Raw genomic sequence first — 20,090 nt, 5'->3', positions numbered from 1 at the left:
TATAATGTTATTTTATTATACAAAATATAAATCGTTATATAAGTATAAAGTATTTCGCTTTCCATTTGGGATTAGAAAACCGGCGGCCGAACAGCCTTGATGAAGATCTTCTGGTAGTGGGGGGAGTATAGGTTGTTCTCTATAACGCCCAGGGAGGTGGAAGCGTGGATAAACCGCACGTCCTCCGGGCTGTTCACCTCCGTTACCATGCCCACATGTGTAATGTTGCGCTTGCTGGTCCCGAAAAATACCAGGTCCCCTTCGCGCAGGTCCTTCGTCTTTACCTCGGAGCCATAGCGGCTTTGCTCTTCAGAGGTGCGGGGCAGGGCCACGTCTATACTTTGGAACGAGGTGCACAGCAGGCCGGAGCAGTCCATGCCCACGCGGGTAGTGCCGCCCCAGCGGTAAGGTACACCCGTGTAAGAGCGCGCTGCTTCTATCACAGTGGCCACATCGCTGTCCAGGTTGCGGTTGGGTACGCGTGTGCGGCTGGTGCGGTCTTTGGAGGTGCCGGTAGTGGCGCCCGCATACTTCCCGCCCTGGCGGCCCGCTCTCTTTTTGGCGCGTTTCTCGGCGGCAATCTCACGGGCAGACCTGTATTCCTCCCCGCGCTTGCTGAAGGCAGGCTGCGACGACTGGCAGGAAGCCAGCAGCAGCAGGAAAAAGATAAAAAGGGCAGAAGTAGTAAAAAGAGATTTCAAAGTGTATTTTGCAAGCAAGTATAACAACATATATTCCACTGGCTAAATTAAGAATTAGTCCAGCCTTTTTAAAATGAAATTTAATCCGATCACACCAGAAGCTGTTGCGGCATTCGCGGAGATAGTTGGCCAGGAGCACGTGCTGCTGCCTGCGGCCGCTGAAGCCATGCTGCGCTACACCCACGACGAAACCGAAGACCTGCGCTATGAGCCGGAGGTGGTGCTTAAACCTGCTAACGCCGCCGAGATCAGCCGTATTATGCAGTACTGCAACGAAAACTACATCCCGGTTACGCCGCGTGGCGCCGGAACGGGCCTGAGTGGTGGGGCACTTGCCGTGCATAAGGGCGTTATACTTTCCACGGAGCGCCTGAACCGGATCATCAGCATAGACGAGCGGAACCTGCAGGCCACAGTGGAGCCGGGCGTAATCACGCAGGTGTTTCAGGAGGCCGTGATCGAGCGCGGGCTGTTTTACCCGCCAGATCCCTCCAGCCGGGGCAGCTGCTTCCTGGGCGGCAACCTGAGCGAGAGCAGCGGCGGACCGAGGGCCGTGAAGTATGGCGTGACCAAGGACTATGTGCTGAACATGGAGGTGGTGCTGCCTACCGGCGAGGTGACCTGGACCGGTGCCAACGTGCTGAAGAACGCCACCGGCTATAACCTTACCCAACTGATGGTGGGCAGCGAGGGCACGCTCGGCATCATTACCAAAATCGTTTTCAAGCTTATCCCGCACCCGCCGCAGAACCTGGTGATGCTGGTGCCCTTCCGCAAGGAGGAGGAGGCCTGCGAAGCCGTGTCCCAGATTTTTATGGCGGGCATCGTGCCCTCTGCGATGGAGTTTATGGAGCGCGATGCCATTGAGTGGACCAGCCGCTACCTGAGCCTGGACGTAGCCATGGCGGCTGACGAGCAGGCGCACCTGCTTATTGAGCTGGACGGCAACGACATGGACCTGCTGTTTAAGGACGCGGAACGCGTGTACGAGGTGCTGGAGCGGTTTGATGTGGGCGAGATTCTGGTGGCGGACACTGAAAAGCAAAAGGAGGACCTCTGGCGCCTGCGCCGTAGTGTGGGCCATGCCGTTAAGAGCAACTCCATCTATAAGGAGGAGGACACCGTGGTGCCACGCGCCGAGCTGCCCGTGCTGCTGCGCGGCGTAAAGGAGATTGGCGCCAGGTATAACTTTAAGTCAGTATGCTACGGCCACGCCGGCGACGGTAACCTGCACATCAACATCGTGAAGGGCGACATGAGCGACGAGGACTGGAACAACAGGCTTCCCGAAGGTATAAAAGAGATATTCAGGCTGTGCGTGGAGCTGGGCGGCACCATCTCCGGGGAGCACGGCATCGGGCTGGTGCAGCGCAAGTACATCGACATCGCCCTGAACGAGGTGCAACTGCGCCTCATGCGCGGCATCAAGGAGCTGTTCGACCCACGCGGCATCCTTAACCCGGGCAAGATCTTCTAAACCATACTTTGTAAGTATAAAAAGGAACAGGCGCAGTCTTTAAAAAGCTGCGCCTGTTTTATATAGTAAGTTCGTGTTGTTTCGGAAATGGAAGGGCGTGTTATGCTCTGCGTCGGCCTTTGGTGGGCTTAGGCCCCTCGGCTAGGTCTTTATACTTGGTTTGGGCCAGTTTGCTGTCCAGGCCGCGCAGGTTCTGCCACGACTGCATCAGGTTAGAGTGCGACTCGTTTAAGGGAGCCTGTTGATGGGTGTTCTGGGTTGGGTTTGTGTTTTGTGGGACTCTCATAGCGTATAATTTGTCTTGTGATTGGGATTCCTGTTCCGATGATGAGCCATGGGCTCTGAATATTGCTTCATCTTTAGAGGTGTCTGTCTTCATTTTCTATTAGGTATTAATTGGTTGTTCATCTATCACTTCTTGTTTCTTCTGCTCTTCTTTTATAAAATTACTGACATAGGCCGCGATTTCCTCCGCGTTCTCCTCCTGTAGAAAGTGCCCGCCATCCTCAAAGGGAATTACGTAGCACTCATGGAAGAATTTCCTCCAGCGCTGCAGCGCCTCAATCTTTATCAGCTTGTCCCGCTCGCCCCAAAGTATGAGGGTGGGGATGCTCTGGATCTTCTTCCGCTCCTTCCACAGCTCTTCGTACCATTTGCTGGCGCCCACCAGCTCGCGGGCACAGGCCAGGTTGCGTACCGGCTCCTCCGGCTCTCCCAGGCCCTTTATGTATTGTTTCTTTATTGGCTCAGGAAGATCATCCTCGTCCTTGAACAGCTCATGTATGAGCACATTGGTGGAGACGTTTAACTTGGAGTGGAGAAACTTGCCCAGCGGGCCGACCAGGTATTTACTGGCTTTGGTGAAGGTCTGGTGCTTGGACAGGGACCACGTCCAGGAGTTCAGCATCACCACGCCGCGCACGTTTTCGGGGTATCTGATAGCGTAGGCCAGCCCGATAGGCGCCCCAAAGTCGTGCACCAGCAAGGTGATGTCCTTCAGCTGGAGGTGCTCCATCAGCTGCACGAAGTTTATGGCATGTGCGCGCGGCTTGTAGCTCCAGTCCTTGGGCTTATCCGACAGGCCAAAGCCGATCATGTCGAGGGCAATGCAGCGGTGGTTCTTGCGCAGTATCTTGATCAGGTTGCGGTACATGAACGACCACGAAGGGGTGCCGTGTATCATCACGATAGCAGGTCCCTCGCCTTCGTCGATGTAATGCATCCTGCCTGCTTCCAGCTCTATATATTGAGATTTGAAGGGGTATTCCTTCTTATCCAGCCAATCCGGTTTCATAGCTCTTAGGGTGATTGTTACTAACCTATACTTCTAAATAGGGGGCAGGTTGTTTCTTAACTCAAAAAAGAGATGCCTTCGGAAGTATTTTCAAATAGCCCTGGCAGAAGCGGGTAGTTCCTGTGGATAAAGTATAATTTTGGCCATACTTCCCTTTTGGGCAGCAGCAAAGGCAGGTTTTTTTATAGTATAAACCCGCTGCTTCGGTCAGTCAAAACTTTTAAAGAGCGTTATCTTCTGATTATTATATACTTATACTTGGATGAACCTTGTTGGCGCCGCCGGAATGCCATAAATAGCTGTGTTACAGCAAACATTTATACTTTGCAACACGTAATTTGTGCGAGTTGAAACTGTTGCAGACGTCGTACTATAACATGTGTTCTCTGTCCGATTGAATGCGGCGGGGCTGAAGAGTGCGCTAGGATAGGGGATGGGGAGGCCATAACATGCCGGAAAAGTATAATCCAGTCATTTGCCTTAGCGTACTGTCTTACGTCCTTCCGCCTTGGCTTCCGTTGGAGTAGAGGTGGCGTTTATGCTGTATGATTTGTGCTGCACCGGGATTTTTCTGAACTTGCATAGTTTACCGGGGCTGAGCGCTGCCGCCGGTTTTATTTGATTTATAACCATACCATATAAACTTTCGGAGAGACTCCCGCACGGAGCCTTACGATATTTAACTGAATTTTTAGCCTTTATAGCATTTACCTATGAGAATAGCAGTAGTTGGCACGGGATACGTGGGCCTGGTGACGGGCACGTGCTTTGCCGAGGTGGGCATCGACGTGACCTGCATCGACATTGACCAGAAGAAGATCGAGAACCTGAAGAAGGGCATCCTGCCTATCTACGAGCCAGGGCTGGAGGAGATGGTGATGCGCAACGCGCAGAAGGAGCGGCTCTCCTTCTCCACCGACCTGGCCTCCTCTATTCAGGGCTGCGGCTGCGAGGCCGCCTTCATCGCCGTGGGCACGCCCCCGGGCGAGGACGGCTCGGCCGACCTGAAGTACGTGCTGGCGGTGGCCCGCGAGATCGGCCGCCACATGACCGACTACCTGGTGGTGGTGACCAAGAGCACCGTGCCGGTGGGCACGGCCCAGAAGGTGCGCCAGGCCATCGAGGAGGAACTTGAGGCCCGCGGCGAGCAGATTCCCTTCGACGTAGCCTCCAACCCGGAGTTTCTCAAGGAGGGCGCCGCCATCGAGGACTTCCTCAAGCCGGACCGCATTGTGGTGGGCGTGGCCTCGGAGCGTGCCGAGAAGGTGATGAAGAAGCTCTACAAGCCTTTCCTGATGAACGGCCACCCGCTCATCTTCATGGACATCCCCTCGGCGGAGATGACCAAGTACGCGGCCAACGCCATGCTGGCCACCAAGATCTCGTTCATGAACGACATCGCCAACCTGTGCGAGATCATGGGCGCCGACGTGAACATGGTCCGCAAGGGCATCGGCTCGGACGCCCGCATCGGCAACAAGTTCATCTACCCGGGCATTGGCTACGGGGGAAGCTGCTTTCCCAAGGACGTGAAGGCGCTGATCCGCACGGCCGCCGAGAACGGCTACCAGATGCGCGTGCTGCAGAGCGTGGAGGAGGTGAACGAGAACCAGAAGTCGGTGCTCTACAACAAGATCCACAACCACTTCGCAGGAGACCTGTCTGGCAAGACCTTCGCCGTGTGGGGCCTCTCCTTCAAGCCTAAGACAGACGATATGCGCGAGGCGCCCTCGCTGGTGATCATCCAGAAGCTGCTGGAGCAGGGCGCGCGGGTGCGGGCCTACGACCCGGTGGCCATGCAGGAGGCCCGCCACACGCTGGGCGACTCGATCGAGTACGGCAAGGACGAGTACGAGGCGCTCATCGACGCCGACGCGCTGCTGCTGGTGACCGAGTGGCCTGAGTTCCGCTCGCCCAACTTCGCTGTGGTCAGCAAGCTGATGAAGGACAAGGTCATCTTCGACGGGCGCAACATCTACGACCCGTGCGAGATGCGTGAGAAGGGCTTCACCTATTACGGCATCGGCGTCAAGCAGCAGGTGCCCCTACTAAACCCAACCGTTTAACCCAAGCAATGACCAAGAAAAGAGTACTTATAACCGGAGGGGCCGGCTTCCTCGGCTCCCACCTCTGCGACAGGTTCATCCGGGAGGGCTACCACGTGATCGCGATGGACAACCTGATCACGGGGAGCCTGGAGAACATCGAGCACCTGTTCAAGCTGGAGCATTTCGAGTTTTACCACCACGACGTGTCGAAGTTCGTGCACGTGCCGGGGCATTTGGATTACATCCTGCACTTCGCCTCGCCGGCCAGCCCGATCGATTACCTCAAGATCCCGATCCAGACGCTGAAGGTGGGCTCGCTGGGCACGCACAACCTGCTGGGCCTGGCCAAGGCCAAGAATGCACGCATGCTCATCGCCTCCACCTCCGAGGTGTACGGCGACCCGCTGGTGCACCCGCAGCAGGAGGATTACTGGGGCAACGTGAACCCGGTTGGCCCGCGCGGCTGCTACGATGAGGCCAAGCGCTTCCAGGAGGCCATGACCATGGCTTACCACATGCACCACGGGCTGGAGACGCGCATCGTGCGCATCTTTAACACCTACGGACCGCGGATGCGCCTCGACGACGGCCGCGTATTGCCTGCCTTCTTGAGCCAGGCGCTGCGCGGGGAGCCGCTGAGCATCTTCGGCGACGGCAGCCAGACGCGCTCCTTCTGCTACGTGGACGACCTGGTGGAGGGCATTTACCGCCTGCTGCTGAGCGACTACCACCTGCCGGTGAACGTGGGCAACCCGTCGGAGATCACCATCCGCGAGTTTGCTGAGGAGATCTGCCGCCTGACGGGCGTGGAGCTGAAGGTGGAGTACCAGCCCCTGCCCACCGACGACCCGCAGAAGCGCCAGCCAGACATCACGCTGGCCAAACAGGTGCTGGGCTGGGAGCCCCAGGTAGACCGCGCCGAGGGTTTGGAGCGCACGCTGGAGTACTTCAGGGAGAAGATACTGAAGCCGGCCGAGCAGACTGCCTAGCCAATGTACAAAGTATAAAAAGAGGGGCTGTCGGAATATCCGACAGCCCCTCTTTTTATACTTTGCGGCTTACGAAAATCTAGATTTTCTTGTTCTCCTTCAGGAATTTCCTTGCCTCTTTAAAGTTGGCAGATTTCTTATCGCTAGCTTTCAGCACAACGGCGTAATAGTTATTGGCCGCTACCTTGTCTTTCTGCTGCTTGGCGATGCGGGCCAGGTTGAGGTAGGAGTTCACGAAATAACCCGAGTCGCGCTCGTTTGTCATCTCAGCAAACATGATCGTGTTCTTATAGTGGCTTTTGGCCTTTTCGAAATCGCGGTACTTGTGCTGGTTGATATAGCCCAGGATGTAGGAGGCGTAGCGGCCGCTCACCGACTCGTAGCCCGGCATTTTCTGCTCCAGCTTGCTCAGTATCTCCTCCGACACGCGCTCAGCCTTGGTGAAATGGCCGTTCACAAACAGTAGGCGGGCGTAGAAGCGCTGGAAGTAGGCATTGTCAGGGTATTTCAGAGCCAGGTCTTCCGACACCTCCAGAGCTTCCTGCATCTTCTTCTCCTCATTGGCCAAGATCTTCATCAGGAAGAGCTTAGACTCGGTGCCGGTGTAGAAACCCGTTTTGGATACGTAGGACAGCTGCTTCAGACCTAGTCGCTTATCGCCGTTCGGGAAGAAAACGAGCACAGGGCGCAGCATGGGGTAGTTCTCCGGAATCCAGACAGCGTAGTAGTTAAAAAGCGCCTCGCCGAAGAGGAACTCAGGGCTCAGGCCGTTGCCGGCCTTGGCTTTCTCCAGGAAGTCGAGGGAGCGCTTGCTGGCTACCGTGGCCTTGCGCCAGTTGCTGCGCTCGGAGTGCAGCCGCGCGGAGAAACCGTAGGACGCCGCCAGGAAAAAAGCCGCTTCTACGTTACTTTCATCCTTCTCATACATGGCCTCCGCCTTCTGAATCGTCGTATCCATGTAGGCAAAGAAGATATCATCATACTTTAGGGTCTGGATATTGGTCGGTACGATCTTCCACCACTGGCTCAGGCCCATCAGGAAGTATGGCAGCGGGTGCTCGGGGTAGCGGCGGCGGATGGACTTAAACTGTTTCTCGGCACGCTCATACTTGAAGTTGTACATGTTATCCACGGCACCCTCCAGTTCGTACTGCACGTCTTTGTTCAGCAGCAGCATGCCCTTTACCTTCGCTGCTGTCGGCAGCACCTCTACCTCGGTCATGGTAACCTGGCGCATAGCCGAGGAGTCAGTAGCCTGTTGCGCGACTGCTAAAAGTGGGAAAAAGAGCGTGAAGATGGCGGAGATTAAGTTCTTCATGAAGGCCAAAAATTGTAAGTTTGTTCGAGCCTGTTGTTGGATTGGCTTTGCTAATTATAAAAGTACAACAAATCTGCTTACTATGAATTCCATAAAGGTAAAATAAAATATGAAACTTCTTGAATCCCTCTGCCGCATACACGCACCATCCGGTAACGAGCAGAAACTTACAGCATTTCTTCTGGAATACATCAACGCGCACCAAACTAACTGGAAACGGCAGCCCGTTGTGCTGCATGGCGAGGGGTTTCAGGACTGCATCGTGCTGGTGTTCGGCAAGCCCAGGAGTGCAATTTTTGCCCATATGGATTCGATCGGTTTCACGGTGCGCTATGGCAGGCAATTGGTGAGAATTGGCGGGCCGGATCTGGAAACGGGCTATACTTTGGTAGGGGAGGATGCGCAGGGGAAAATCGAGTGCACCCTAACCTATGACGAGGAGGCGCATGAACTGAGCTACGAGTACGAGCGTGAGCTGGAAAGAGGCACAGAACTGGTGTTTAAGTGTGATTTCAGGGAGACGGAGGAGACGGTGCAGAGCTGCTACCTGGACAACCGCCTGGGCGTTTGGTCGGCGCTGCAGGTGGCGGAGACCATGGAAAACGGCATCATTGCCTTCTGCTGCTGGGAGGAGCACGGCGGCGGCTCGGTGGCGTACCTGGCCCGCTACCTCCACGAGCAGTACGGCGTTACGCAGGGCTTGATCTCGGACATTACCTGGGTGACCGAGGGCGTACATGCCGGAAAGGGTGTGGTGATCTCGATGCGCGACAGCCTGATTCCGCGCCGCTCCTACGTGCAGCGCATCATTAATATTGCTAAAGAGGCCGGCGTGCCGTATCAACTAGAGGTGGAGGGGACAGGCGGCAGCGACGCCAAGGAACTGCAGCGCAGCGCCCATCCCTGGGACTGGTGCTTTGTAGGGGCTCCTGAGGACAATGTGCACACGCCCAACGAGATCGTGCACAAGAAGGACATCGAAAGTATGGTAGCCTTATACAGGGTGCTGATGGAGAAGCTGTAAGTATAGAGCTCTATACTTCTCTGGCGCAAGCGTCCGCTTGTGCCTCTTTATACTTTGGCCATGCTTTTATACTAGCTGTTCCGGACATCCTTGTTCGGAACCCCCGCTGCTGCGGACTTCCAAGTCCGCGTAAGCCATACTTTTATACTTCAGCTATACTTCCATAGCCACCGCTTCCTTCCACTTTAACCAAGCTATACTTTCTAGCTGCCGTTCATCCTTAGTCTTACAAGCGTCTCGCTTCATTTTATACTTTGGCTCCCTCAGGGCCGGGAGGCCTCGCCTTTGGGCATCGCGCTGGGAGCTTTTCCTGCCCTCGTACCTCGGGCTGCCTCACTATCGTTCGTCACCGGAAAAACTCGCATAGGCGCTCAACCCAAAGGTTGGGATCAGATTCGATAGCTGCTGCTGACGGAGCTTCAACCGAGCACCCTCCCCTGTTTTTAGGGGAGGGTTGGGGAGGGGTTATACTTTGGCAGGGGTGGTTGGACCCGGTAAAGCTTTAGATGCCCGCGGGACCTCCGGACACCGAGAGGTCATTAGATCATAGCGCTATGTTTTCACTTCTTTATTCAAAGTGTAGATCCTGCTTTCTTTGTCCGGCCTTACAACCTTAAGGCGCATCTTAACCGGCCCGCTTGAATCGATGTTGCAACTTGCTAAAGTATAGAAGTATAGATGAAATTTGCTTCGGCAGGAAAGGGTAGGGGATATTTGGAAAAGTCTACGGAATCGCTTTTCTTTAATAACTATATAGAAATATCCTTTTAACCTCTAATCTAACTGAATGGAACCGATTCTTTACGCAATTCCTGGCCTTGGAGTGGCAGCCCTGATCTACACCTTTATCAGGTCGGCCTGGGTGACGAAGCAGCCGAGTGGCAATGAGCGCATGACAGAGATTGCACGCCACATCGCCGACGGCGCCATGGCCTTTCTGAAAGCCGAGTATAAAGTACTTACCTATTTTGTGATCATCGCTTCCGTGTTCCTGTTTTACCTGGGCTACACCGGCGAGAAATCGCACCCGCTTATTGTGGCTGCCTTTATCATGGGTGCCATTTTCTCGGCCCTGGCCGGCTTTATCGGCATGCGGATTGCCACCAAGGCCAATGTGCGTACCGCTGAGGCGGCCCGTACCAGCTTGTCAAAAGCCTTGGATGTGTCGTTTGCCGGCGGCTCGGTAATGGGGATGGGCGTAGCCGGCCTGGCCGTGCTGGGCCTGGGCTCGCTGTTCATACTTTTCTACTACCTGTTTGTGCAGAGCCAGGGCGCCGACGTGAACGGGGTGCAGATGGAGATCGCCCTGGAGGTACTGATGGGCTTCTCGCTGGGTGCGGAAAGTATCGCGCTGTTTGCCCGTGTGGGCGGCGGTATCTACACCAAGGCCGCAGACGTGGGCGCTGACCTGGTAGGCAAGGTAGAGGCCGGCATTCCGGAAGACGACCCGCGCAACCCTGCCACTATTGCCGATAACGTAGGCGACAACGTGGGCGACGTAGCCGGGATGGGGGCAGACCTGTTCGGCTCCTACGTGGCTACTATTCTGGCCACGATGGTGCTGGGACGGGAAGTGATCGCAGACGATAATTTTGGCGGGCTCTCCCCGGTTATACTTCCCATGCTCATTGCGGGCCTGGGTATTGTCTTCTCGCTGATAGGTATGCTGTTTGTGCGCGTGAAAGAAGGTGGCGACGTGCAGGCGGCCCTGAACCGCGGCAACTGGATTTCGGTTATACTTACTGCCGTTGTCGCTTACTTCGTGATCCACTGGCTGCTGCCAGAGCAAATGAATTTGCGCAACTTCGACTTCTCGGCAAACGACGTATTTATCGCCGTGATCGTGGGCCTGGTGGTAGGTACGCTGATGAGTATCATCACGGAGTACTACACGGCCATGGGCAAAAAGCCCGTTAACTCCATTGTGCAGCAATCCTCCACCGGCCATGCTACCAACATTATTGCGGGCCTGGCCGTGGGCATGCACTCTACAGTGCTGCCGATTATTGTGCTGGCGGCGGGCATTGTGCTTTCCTACGCGGCGGCCGGCCTGTATGGCGTGGCCATTGCGGCGGCGGGCATGATGGCTACCACGGCCATGCAGCTGGCTATCGATGCTTTCGGGCCGATTGCCGATAACGCCGGTGGTATAGCCGAGATGAGCGAGCTGCCGAAAGAAGTGCGCGGTCGCACCGACATTCTGGATGCCGTGGGCAACACCACCGCTGCTACCGGTAAAGGCTTTGCCATTGCCTCTGCCGCGCTTACCTCGCTGGCCCTTTTTGCCGCCTTCGTGGGCATTGCCGGCATCGATAGTATAGACCTGTACAAAGCGCCGGTGCTGGCCGGTTTGTTTATTGGCGCCATGATTCCGTTTATCTTCTCAGCCCTGGCTATTGCGGCGGTGGGCCGTGCGGCCATGGCCATGGTGCATGAGGTGCGCCGTCAGTTCCGCGAGATTCCGGGCATAATGGAGGGCACGGGCAAGCCGGAGTATGAAAAGTGTGTGGCCATCTCCACACAGGCGGCTATCCGGGAGATGATGCTGCCAGGCGCCATAGCCTTGCTGGTGCCGATCATCATCGGCTTTGGCTTCCGCGATGTGTTCCCTGATACTTCCTCTGCCGAGGTGCTGGGCGGTACGCTGGCCGGGGTAACCGTGTCAGGCGTATTGATGGCCATGTTCCAGTCGAACGCCGGTGGTGCCTGGGATAACGCCAAGAAATCCTTTGAGAAGGGTGTGATGATCAACGGGGTGATGGAGTACAAGGGCTCTGAGCCGCATAAGGCCTCCGTTACGGGCGATACCGTGGGCGATCCGTTCAAGGACACCTCTGGCCCAAGTATGAACATCCTCATCAAGCTTATGTCGATCGTGTCGCTGGTGATTGCGCCACACATTGCCCTGGAGCAGGAGCCCCCGATCCCGGAGGCGCCGATCGAGCTTGACAGGATCAACCTGAACCAGGAGCAGCTGACGCCCGCCACGACAAGTATAAACGAGCAGAATACGGTAACGCTAACGCTGGCAGGCACGGCAAAATAGCCTTCGCCGTTAAAAATGAAGATAAGCCCGGCTCCAGGTTGGGCTTATCTTTTATTTTATACTTACCTTTGTTCAGGATCAAGCCAATAGTACATGGACCCGCGCAAGATTAAGATTCACGATTGTGAGTTCAGCACCTACATCTGTGAGGAGGAGATTATAGCCCGCATTACCATGCTGGCCGAGCAGCTGGACAAGGACTACGACGGCAAGCAGCCGCTGTTCCTGGCCGTGCTGAACGGCTCTTTTATGTTCGCTTCCGATTTGCTGAAGCGCGTTTCCATCCCCTGCGAGGTGGCGTTTATCCGCTTGGCCAGCTACCAGGACATGCAGAGCACGGGGAAGGTAAAGGAGGTGCTGGGCCTGACCGAGGACGTACAGCACCGCCACGTGGTGGTGCTTGAGGATATCGTGGACACCGGCCACACGGTGCACGGCCTGTTGCAGCAACTCAGGGAGCGCGGCCCGGCCTCGGTGGAGGTGGCTACCCTGCTCATGAAACCGGACTGCCTGCAGCACCCGCTGGACGTGAAATACGTGGCGCGGTCAATTCCCAATGACTTTGTCGTGGGCTATGGCCTGGACTATAACGGCCTGGGGCGGAACCTGCGCGACATATACAAGATCGTATCGTAACCCTGCCTTACCGGTAGCGTTAGCAGGCTTCTGAGCCAGGGGGCACGGGCGCTTGCCAACCCTCATAAAATCAGAAAGTACAGAGAATTTATACTTATATTTGCTTTTTAATTTAGCGATAAGATATGCTTAACATTGTTTTGTTTGGCCCTCCAGGTGCTGGTAAAGGTACCCAAAGTCAAAAACTGTTAGATAAATACAACCTCATTCACCTTTCTACCGGCGATTTGCTGCGCTCTGAGATCGCTGCCGGTACAGCCCTCGGCCTGGAAGCAAAAAAGCTGATGGACAACGGCCTGCTGGTGCCCGACGAAGTGGTGATCGGCATGATCGAGAACAAGGTGAAGGAGAACCGACAGGCGGCAGGCTTCATCTTCGACGGCTTCCCGCGCACGGTGCCACAGGCACAGGGGCTGGACAAGCTGCTGCAGGACAACGACACGGAGATTTCTGCCATGATCGCCCTGCGTGTGGACGATGAGGAGCTGACAAAGCGCCTGTTGCTGCGCGGTCAGACATCCGGGCGCCCTGACGACCAGAACGAAGAGCTGATCCGCAAGCGCGTGCAGGAGTACAACACCAAAACAAGACCAGTGGCCGACTATTATGCCGGGCAGGGGAAATACTATGCAGTGGATGGCATCGGCGAGATAGAGGATATCTTTAAAGCCCTGTGCCAGCACATTGATGCATTGAAGGAAAAGCAGGAAGAGAATAAATAAGCTAAAAGCTTAACAGGATTTGGCATCAAGCAACTTCATAGACTACGTTAAGGTCTGCTCACGCTCCGGGCATGGTGGCGGAGGTTCCGCGCACTTGCATCGGGATAAAAAAACGGCGAAAGGTGGCCCCGACGGGGGCGACGGAGGCCGTGGCGGACACGTTATACTTCGCGGCAACGCCCAGCTCTGGACGCTGCTGCACCTGCAATACCGCAAGCACGTTATCGCCGAGAATGGCCTGAACGGTGGCCCAAGCCACTCCTCCGGGGCGCAAGGCAAGGATGAGGTGCTGGAAGTTCCGCTCGGTACCATCGCCCGAAACGTTGAAACCGGCGAGGTGATGTGCGAGATAACCGAAGACGGGCAGGAAATCATACTTACGCCCGGCGGCCGCGGCGGCCTGGGCAACGCGCACTTTAAATCCCCTACCAACCAGACGCCGCGCTACGCGCAGCCAGGCGAGCCGGGGATAGAGGAGTGGGTGGTGCTGGAGCTGAAGCTGCTGGCCGACGTAGGCTTGGTGGGTTTCCCGAATGCGGGCAAGTCCACGCTGCTGTCGGTGGTGTCGGCGGCTAAACCGAAGATTGCCAACTACGCCTTTACCACGCTGGAGCCCAACCTGGGCGTGGTGGCCTACCGCGACTACAAGTCCTTTGTGATGGCCGACATTCCGGGCATTATTGAGGGAGCCTCGGAAGGCAAGGGCCTCGGCCTGCGCTTTTTGCGCCACATCGAGCGGAACTCCATGCTGCTGTTTATGGTTTCATGTGAGAGCGCCGACATAGCCGAGGAGTACAACGTGCTGCTCAGCGAGCTGGAGAAGTTTAACCCGGAGCTGCTGGATAAGAAGCGCATACTTGCCATCACCAAGTCCGACATGCTGGACGAGGAACTGGAAGAGGAAATGCGCCAAACCCTGCCAGCGGGGCTGCAGACGGTTTTCATCTCAAGCATCACGGGCAAGAATATCACCCAACTGAAAGACCTGATCTGGGAGGCGCTCAACAGCTAAAGCATACCCCGGTAAAAGTATAAAAACCAGGATCGGTAGAGGCTGCAAAGCTTGCTACCGATTTTTTTTAATGAGCGAATTTTGAATGAGTGGATCAGTGAATGTATCTCTTTTTTATCATCCTGTTAAGGATCTTGGTTAAAGGGAGGTTAAGCAGAAGCTAAAAGTATAAGCTATAGTACTTACACTCAATCGCTCATTCACAATTAAATAATGCCAACTTGGCACAGACAGGGGTTTGGCAAGACAATTGACAAGATAGTATAGACACATCAACTTAACTTTTTTAAGGCATTATGTCAGAGAAAGATATTAAAAAGGAGCAGGAAAAAGAGGAGTTGCAGGAAAACACTGCCAATGCAACCGCCGATGAGAAACTGAACCAGGTGGACGAAACAGCTAATGACACTTCTGCTGCCGAGACGCAGGAAGACAAGACCGCCGCTGAACTGGCAGAAATGAAGGACAAGTTTGTGCGCCTGATGGCGGAGTTCGAGAATTTCCGCCGCCGTACGGCCAAGGAGCGCCTGGAGCTGACCAAAACGGCCTCTGAGGACGTGATGACCGAACTGCTGCCGGTGCTGGACGACATGGAGCGCGCGCGCCAGGCCATGGAGGAGAGCAAGAACCTGGATACGATGCTGCAGGGCCTGGAACTGGTGTTCCACAAGCTCAAGCTCGTAACACTGCAGAAGGGGCTGAAGGCGATGGAGACAAAGGCAGGCGACGACTTCGACAGCGATTTCCATGAGGCGGTAACGCAGACTCCGGCTCCGTCAGAAGAGTTGAAAGGCAAGATTGTAGATATCATAGAAAAAGGATATACCCTAAACGAGAAGGTGATCCGTTTTGCAAAAGTAGTAATAGGAGCGTAAGCCATGGCTAAGAGAGATTATTATGAGGTTTTGGGGGTAAGCAGAGGCGCCGCACAGGAAGAGATAAAGAAGGCTTACCGCAAAATCGCCATCAAATTCCACCCCGACAAGAACCCCGACGACCCCACTGCCGAAGACAAGTTTAAGGAGGCGGCAGAGGCCTACGAGGTGCTGAGCGACCAGCAGAAGCGCCAGCGTTACGACCAGTTCGGCCACCAGGGCATGAACGGCGGCTTCGGCGGCGGTGGTATGAACATGGATGATATCTTCTCGCAGTTCGGCGACATATTCGGCGGCGGCGGCTTTGAGAGCTTCTTCGGAGGTGCCGGTCGCTCAGGCGGCGGACGCCGCCAGCGCAAGGGTTCCAACCTGCGCATCAAGCTTAAACTTAACCTGGAGGAGATTGCCAACGGCGTAGAGAAAAAGATCAAGGTAAAACGCTACGTAGCCTGTGCCACCTGCGGGGGCAACGGCGCCAAGAACGGCACCGACATGCAGACCTGCGGCACGTGCCAGGGCTCCGGACAGGTACGCAAGGTGGTTAACACCATGCTGGGCCAGATGGTATCCACAGCAACCTGCCCTACCTGTAACGGCGAGGGGCGCATTGTAACCAACAACTGTACCGCCTGCCACGGAAGCGGCAGGGAACTTCAGGAAGAGGTGATCTCGATAAACGTGCCGGGCGGCGTGATGGACGGCATGCAGCTGAGCATGAGCGGCAAGGGCAACGTGCCGGAGCGCGGTGGCGTGCCGGGCGATCTGCTGATCCAGATTGAGGAGGAGCCGCACCCAACCCTGAAGCGCGAAGGCAACAACATCATTTTTGAGCAGTACATCAGCTTTGTAGATGCGGCCCTGGGCGCTGAGGTGGAGGTCCCGACCATCACCGGCAAGGTGAAGATCAACATCAAGCCGGGAACGCAGAGCGGCGAAATCTTCAGGCTGCGCGGCAAGGGCATACAGGACATCAACGGCTACGGAAAAGGCGACCAGCTGATCCACGTGAACGTGTGGACGCCCAAGAGCCTGAGCAACGACGAGAAAGCGGTGCTGGAAGGCCTGCGCTACTCCAGCAACTTCACGCCAAACCCTGGCAAGAACGAGAAAGGATTCTTTGAGAAGGTGAAAGACTACTTCCAGTAAAAGACCTTCCCGAACAATAGTTTTAGCCCGGTTCTCCGTATACACACGGGAGCCGGGCTTTTCTTTTATACTTTCTACATCCGGCGTAACCGCTATTTAGTCCGTTTTATACTTTGCTTAGTCGATTAACTACTGCTGGTCACCTGTACTCTACAGCATTATAGTTATATTTGAGTAAACTAAATCCCAACACCCTTGAGTATTCTGAAGATTGAAGGCGTGACCAAAACCTACGCTAACCACACCGCCCTTGACAACGTGAGCTTCGATATTCCGCAGGGCTGCATTTTCGGCCTGCTCGGCCCCAACGGCGCGGGTAAAACATCGCTCATCCGCATCATTACCCAAATTACCGGCGCCGACAGCGGCAAGATATACTTCAAAGGCGAGCGTTTGAGGCCCGACCACATCAAGGATATGGGCTACCTGCCCGAGGAGCGCGGCCTGTACAAAAAGATGAAGGTGGGGGAGCAACTGCTGTACCTGGCCCAGCTCAAGGGCCTGAGCAAGGAGGACGCCACCGCCCGCATCAAAACCTGGGTAGACCGCTTTGAGATACGCGAGTGGCTGGGCAAGCATATTGAGGACCTATCGAAGGGCATGCAGCAGAAGGTGCAGTTCATCGCCACGGTGCTGCACGAGCCCTCGCTCATTATCCTGGACGAGCCTTTCTCCGGCTTCGACCCCATCAATGCCAACCTGATAAAAGACGAGATCCTGAGCCTGCGCGAGCGGGGCGCCACCATCATTTTCTCCACGCACCGCATGGAGTCGGTGGAGGAGCTTTGCGATAATATTGCCCTGATAAATCGGGCGCAGAAAGTACTGGACGGTCCGGTAAAAGAGATAAGAGATACCTATAAGACGGACACCTACCAGGTGATCGGCAACGGGCAGCTGATGATTACCTCACCTGATTTTGAAGTGCTGGAGCAGCACAGCAACCACGGCATTTTCAGGGCCAACGTGCGGCTGCTCAACAACACCTCGCCAAACGATTTGCTGCGCTACCTGATCCAGCGCGTGGAGGTGCACTCCTTTGTGGAGCTGGTGCCAAGTATAAACGAAATCTTCATCCGAAAAGTAACCGAAACACACCATGCATAAAATCTGGCTGATCGTACAGCGCGAGTACCTCACGCGCGTTCGCAAGAAGAGCTTTATCATCATGACGCTGCTCACGCCGCTGCTGCTGGCTACCTTCATGATCCTGCCGGGCCTGCTTATAAGCATGTCGGATGAGGCGGAGACGGTGATGGTGCTCGACGAGAGCGGCCTGTTCGAGGGCAAGCTGGAAAGCAAGGAAGACGTCGCCTTTATACCATTGGCCGGCACGCTGGACCAGGCCAAGCTGCTGTACCAGGAAACTGACAACACGGCGCTGCTCTACATCCCGGAAATGACCATAGAAGAGCCTAAGGGCTTCGTGGTGTACGGCAAAAAGAACATCAGCATCCAAACGCAGGTGCGCCTGGAGAACATGCTGGAAAAGGAGATCGAGAACCAGCGCTACCTCGCCTCCGGCCTCGACCGCGAGACGCTGGATAAGATAAAGGCCAACGTGAAGCTGACGGCCGTTAACCTGAGCGCGCAGGGCGAAAAAGACAACAATGCCATCATTACCTCGGTGGCGGGTGTGGCCGCGGCCGTGATCATCTACTTCTTTATTTTCCTGTACGGCGTGCAGATCATGCGCGGGGTGATAGAGGAGAAGACCAGCCGTATTGTGGAGGTGATGATCTCCTCGGTGAAGCCGTTCCAGCTGATGATGGGTAAGATCGTGGGCATCGCCGCCGTGGGCCTCACGCAGTTCCTGCTCTGGATTGTCCTTTCGTTTATAGCGGTAACGGCCGTTTCGGCTGCCTTTGGGGTGGATGCGGCGCCATCGCCGGCGGCGCAGTACGCGGCCGGGCAAATGGCAGCGCAAGGCGAGGAAGTGGCTTCCGACGACCCAACCGCCATGGACAATCCGCAGGGGCAGGATGAGTTTGCCAGTACCTTCAGCGATGTGAAAGAAAGCTTTGCCAACCTGCCGGTGGCCCTAATCTTCGGTTGCTTCCTGTTTTACTTTCTGGGCGGCTACCTGCTCTACGGCTCGCTGTTCGGGGCCATCGGCGCTGCCGTGGACAACGAAACGGACACGCAGCAGTTCATGATGCCGATCACCATTCCGCTGGTCATTGCCTTTATCATGTCGTACTCCATCGTGCTCAAAAACCCGGACGGGCCGGTGGCTTTCTGGATGTCCATGATCCCGCTCACTTCGCCGATTGTGATGATGGTGCGCGTGCCGTTTGGCGTGCCTGCCTGGGAACTGCTGCTCTCGATGGGCCTGCTGGTAGCCGGCTTCGTGTTCACCACCTGGATTGCCAGCCGCATCTACCGCGTGGGTATCCTGATGTACGGCAAGAAAGTAAACTACAAGGAGCTCTCGAAGTGGCTGTTTTATAGGGTGTAAGTATAGACAGCCATACGTTAAAGTATAGCAATAGCCGGTGCCTTGGGTGCCGGCTATTTTTATTATCTTGAAGTATAAAATCAAATGAATAAACATGATAAAGTATAAACTCCTGACACTACTCTTATTGGTAATAACCACAGGAGCCATGGCGCAGAAAAAGAACAAACCTGCCTACCAGCTGTTCACGGCGGAGGGCAAAAGTATACAGTATGGCAAAATGCTGAAGGAGCTGGAAGAGGCGGAGGTTATACTCTTTGGCGAGCAGCACAACGACCCGATCGCGCACTGGTTGCAGCTGGAGGTGGCCAAAGACCTGCACCGGGAGAACCCGCAAAAATTTGCCATAGGCGCCGAGATGTTTGAGGCCGATGTGCAACTGGTGCTGGACGAGTACCTGGCGGGACAGGCGCCGGAGAAGAACTTTGAGCAGGAGGCAAGGCCGTGGCCCAACTACGCCACCGACTACAGGCCGGTGGTGCGCTTTGCCAAGGAGCAGCGTATCCCCTTTATCGCCACTAACGTGCCGCGCCGCTATGCGGCCATGGTTTCTGGCGGCAGCCTGTCCGCTTTGGAAGGCATCTCACAGGAGGCCAGGAAGTATATTGCCCCGCTGCCGATCACTGTGGATATGGAGCTTCCGGGCTATAAGGGGATGATGGCGATGTTCGGTGGCGGCACGCACGGCAACACCAAAAGTATAAACATTGTGCAGGCGTAGGCGCTGAAGGATGCCACCATGGCGCACTTTATACTTGGGCAGGTGCAGCAAGGCAGGCAGGTGCTTCACCTGAACGGCGCTTACCACTCCGATAATTTCGAGGGCATTGGCTGGTACCTCAGGCAGCTGAGGCCGCAGGTAAAAACCCGCACCATCACCACGGTATTGCAGTCCGATCTGGAAAACCTAGCTGAAGAAAACAGGCAGAAGGCCGATTTTATACTTGTGGTGCCAGAAAGTATGACGAGAACGTTTTAGAGTTAGAGGGTTTGGGAGTTTAGGGGTTAGAGAGTGATACAAGGCTGCCAGCCCATTTTACCTCTCCCTAGCCCTCTCTTAAGAATAGGAGAGGGAGGTATAGTAGCTGTGAGAGATCTATCTAGGATTCTAAAGAGATTTCTCACAGAGGTCGAGATGACAAATAGCAGCGGCTATCGAAATGATACCCAGTCTTTCCGTTGAGCGCCTTGTGAGATTCCGGTGCCGCCTTGGCGGCATTGCGACGTAGGAGCAAAGGAAGGGAACACAGCGCGATGCCAAAGGACGAGCCCTCTCGGGCTTGAGAGCACCACAGTCAGAAATGAAACAATGCAGGTTGTAAAGCCGTGGATGAATGGTAGCTA

Annotated in this window: 16 protein-coding genes and 1 pseudogene; 13 read left to right on the top strand and 4 right to left on the bottom strand. The window is 55.5% G+C overall.

Annotated features, from left to right (window positions below; all coding sequences use genetic code 11):
* Positions 1-71 precede the first annotated feature (71 nt).
* Positions 72-701, bottom strand: a complete 630-nt coding sequence (locus A3841_RS00705; protein ID WP_235861230.1) for a C40 family peptidase — start codon at positions 699-701, stop codon at positions 72-74.
* A gap of 73 nt (positions 702-774) precedes the next feature.
* Between A3841_RS00705 and A3841_RS00700 the strand changes: the two genes are divergently transcribed.
* Entirely contained in the window at positions 775-2,178 is a 1,404-nt protein-coding gene (locus tag A3841_RS00700) for an FAD-binding oxidoreductase (protein ID WP_073850376.1), read from the top strand.
* A 100-nt stretch (positions 2,179-2,278) separates the two neighbouring features.
* Here the strand turns inward: A3841_RS00700 and A3841_RS19940 are convergent, their stop codons facing one another.
* A complete protein-coding gene (locus A3841_RS19940; RefSeq protein WP_139307846.1) occupies positions 2,279-2,464 on the bottom strand; it encodes a hypothetical protein in 186 nt (61 codons plus the stop codon).
* Between the two features lie 99 nt (positions 2,465-2,563).
* Positions 2,564-3,472, bottom strand: coding sequence for an alpha/beta fold hydrolase (locus A3841_RS00695; RefSeq protein ID WP_073850375.1), 909 nt, complete (start codon positions 3,470-3,472; stop codon positions 2,564-2,566).
* Between the two features lie 713 nt (positions 3,473-4,185).
* Between A3841_RS00695 and A3841_RS00690 the strand changes: the two genes are divergently transcribed.
* Together A3841_RS00690 and A3841_RS00685 are read left to right on the top strand one after the other, a co-directional pair.
* Positions 4,186-5,538 (top strand): UDP-glucose dehydrogenase family protein, encoded by a 1,353-nt coding sequence (locus tag A3841_RS00690; protein ID WP_073850374.1) that lies wholly within the window; start codon positions 4,186-4,188, stop codon positions 5,536-5,538.
* A gap of 8 nt (positions 5,539-5,546) precedes the next feature.
* Positions 5,547-6,509: a UDP-glucuronic acid decarboxylase family protein gene (locus A3841_RS00685; protein ID WP_073850373.1), complete on the top strand. Its 963-nt coding sequence runs from the start codon at positions 5,547-5,549 to the stop codon at positions 6,507-6,509.
* A 79-nt stretch (positions 6,510-6,588) separates the two neighbouring features.
* Here the strand turns inward: A3841_RS00685 and A3841_RS00680 are convergent, their stop codons facing one another.
* Entirely contained in the window at positions 6,589-7,827 is a 1,239-nt protein-coding gene (locus tag A3841_RS00680) for a tetratricopeptide repeat protein (RefSeq protein ID WP_083610100.1), read from the bottom strand.
* A 109-nt stretch (positions 7,828-7,936) separates the two neighbouring features.
* On the opposite strand from A3841_RS00680, the gene A3841_RS00670 reads away from it, so the two are divergent.
* From A3841_RS00670 to A3841_RS00625, 10 genes and pseudogenes are all read left to right on the top strand, one after another.
* Positions 7,937-8,851, top strand: a complete 915-nt coding sequence (locus A3841_RS00670) for a M20/M25/M40 family metallo-hydrolase (RefSeq protein WP_073850370.1) — start codon at positions 7,937-7,939, stop codon at positions 8,849-8,851.
* 787 nt (positions 8,852-9,638) lie between these two features.
* Positions 9,639-11,897: a sodium-translocating pyrophosphatase gene (locus A3841_RS00665; RefSeq protein WP_073850369.1), complete on the top strand. Its 2,259-nt coding sequence runs from the start codon at positions 9,639-9,641 to the stop codon at positions 11,895-11,897.
* Between the two features lie 93 nt (positions 11,898-11,990).
* Positions 11,991-12,533 carry a hypoxanthine phosphoribosyltransferase gene (gene hpt, locus A3841_RS00660; protein ID WP_073850368.1) on the top strand — a complete coding sequence of 181 codons (543 nt, stop codon included), beginning with the start codon at positions 11,991-11,993 and terminating at the stop codon, positions 12,531-12,533.
* Between the two features lie 125 nt (positions 12,534-12,658).
* On the top strand, positions 12,659-13,255 hold the full coding sequence (locus A3841_RS00655; protein ID WP_073850367.1) for an adenylate kinase: 597 nt from the start codon (positions 12,659-12,661) through the stop codon (positions 13,253-13,255).
* Positions 13,256-13,274: 19 nt separating this feature from the next.
* The gene (gene obgE, locus A3841_RS00650) at positions 13,275-14,267 is read left to right on the top strand and encodes a GTPase ObgE (RefSeq protein ID WP_073850366.1); all 993 of its coding nucleotides are present in this window, start codon (positions 13,275-13,277) and stop codon (positions 14,265-14,267) included.
* A 296-nt stretch (positions 14,268-14,563) separates the two neighbouring features.
* Positions 14,564-15,142, top strand: coding sequence for a nucleotide exchange factor GrpE (locus tag A3841_RS00645; protein ID WP_073850365.1), 579 nt, complete (start codon positions 14,564-14,566; stop codon positions 15,140-15,142).
* A gap of 3 nt (positions 15,143-15,145) precedes the next feature.
* The gene (gene dnaJ, locus A3841_RS00640) at positions 15,146-16,288 is read left to right on the top strand and encodes a molecular chaperone DnaJ (protein WP_073850364.1); all 1,143 of its coding nucleotides are present in this window, start codon (positions 15,146-15,148) and stop codon (positions 16,286-16,288) included.
* Between the two features lie 195 nt (positions 16,289-16,483).
* Positions 16,484-17,395, top strand: a complete 912-nt coding sequence (locus A3841_RS00635; protein ID WP_073850363.1) for an ABC transporter ATP-binding protein — start codon at positions 16,484-16,486, stop codon at positions 17,393-17,395.
* Complete coding sequence (locus A3841_RS00630; protein ID WP_073850362.1) at positions 17,388-18,746, top strand: ABC transporter permease; 1,359 nt, start codon at positions 17,388-17,390, stop codon at positions 18,744-18,746. The genes A3841_RS00635 and A3841_RS00630 overlap by 8 nt, the downstream gene beginning before the upstream one ends.
* Before the next feature lie 94 nt (positions 18,747-18,840).
* A pseudogene (locus tag A3841_RS00625) lies at positions 18,841-19,725 on the top strand (ChaN family lipoprotein).
* Positions 19,726-20,090 lie beyond the last annotated feature (365 nt).

Source organism: Pontibacter flavimaris, from assembly GCF_001907195.1.
In the GTDB taxonomy this organism is placed as follows: Bacteria; Bacteroidota; Bacteroidia; order Cytophagales; family Hymenobacteraceae; genus Pontibacter; species Pontibacter flavimaris.
This window is presented reverse-complemented; position numbering and strand designations above follow the sequence as displayed.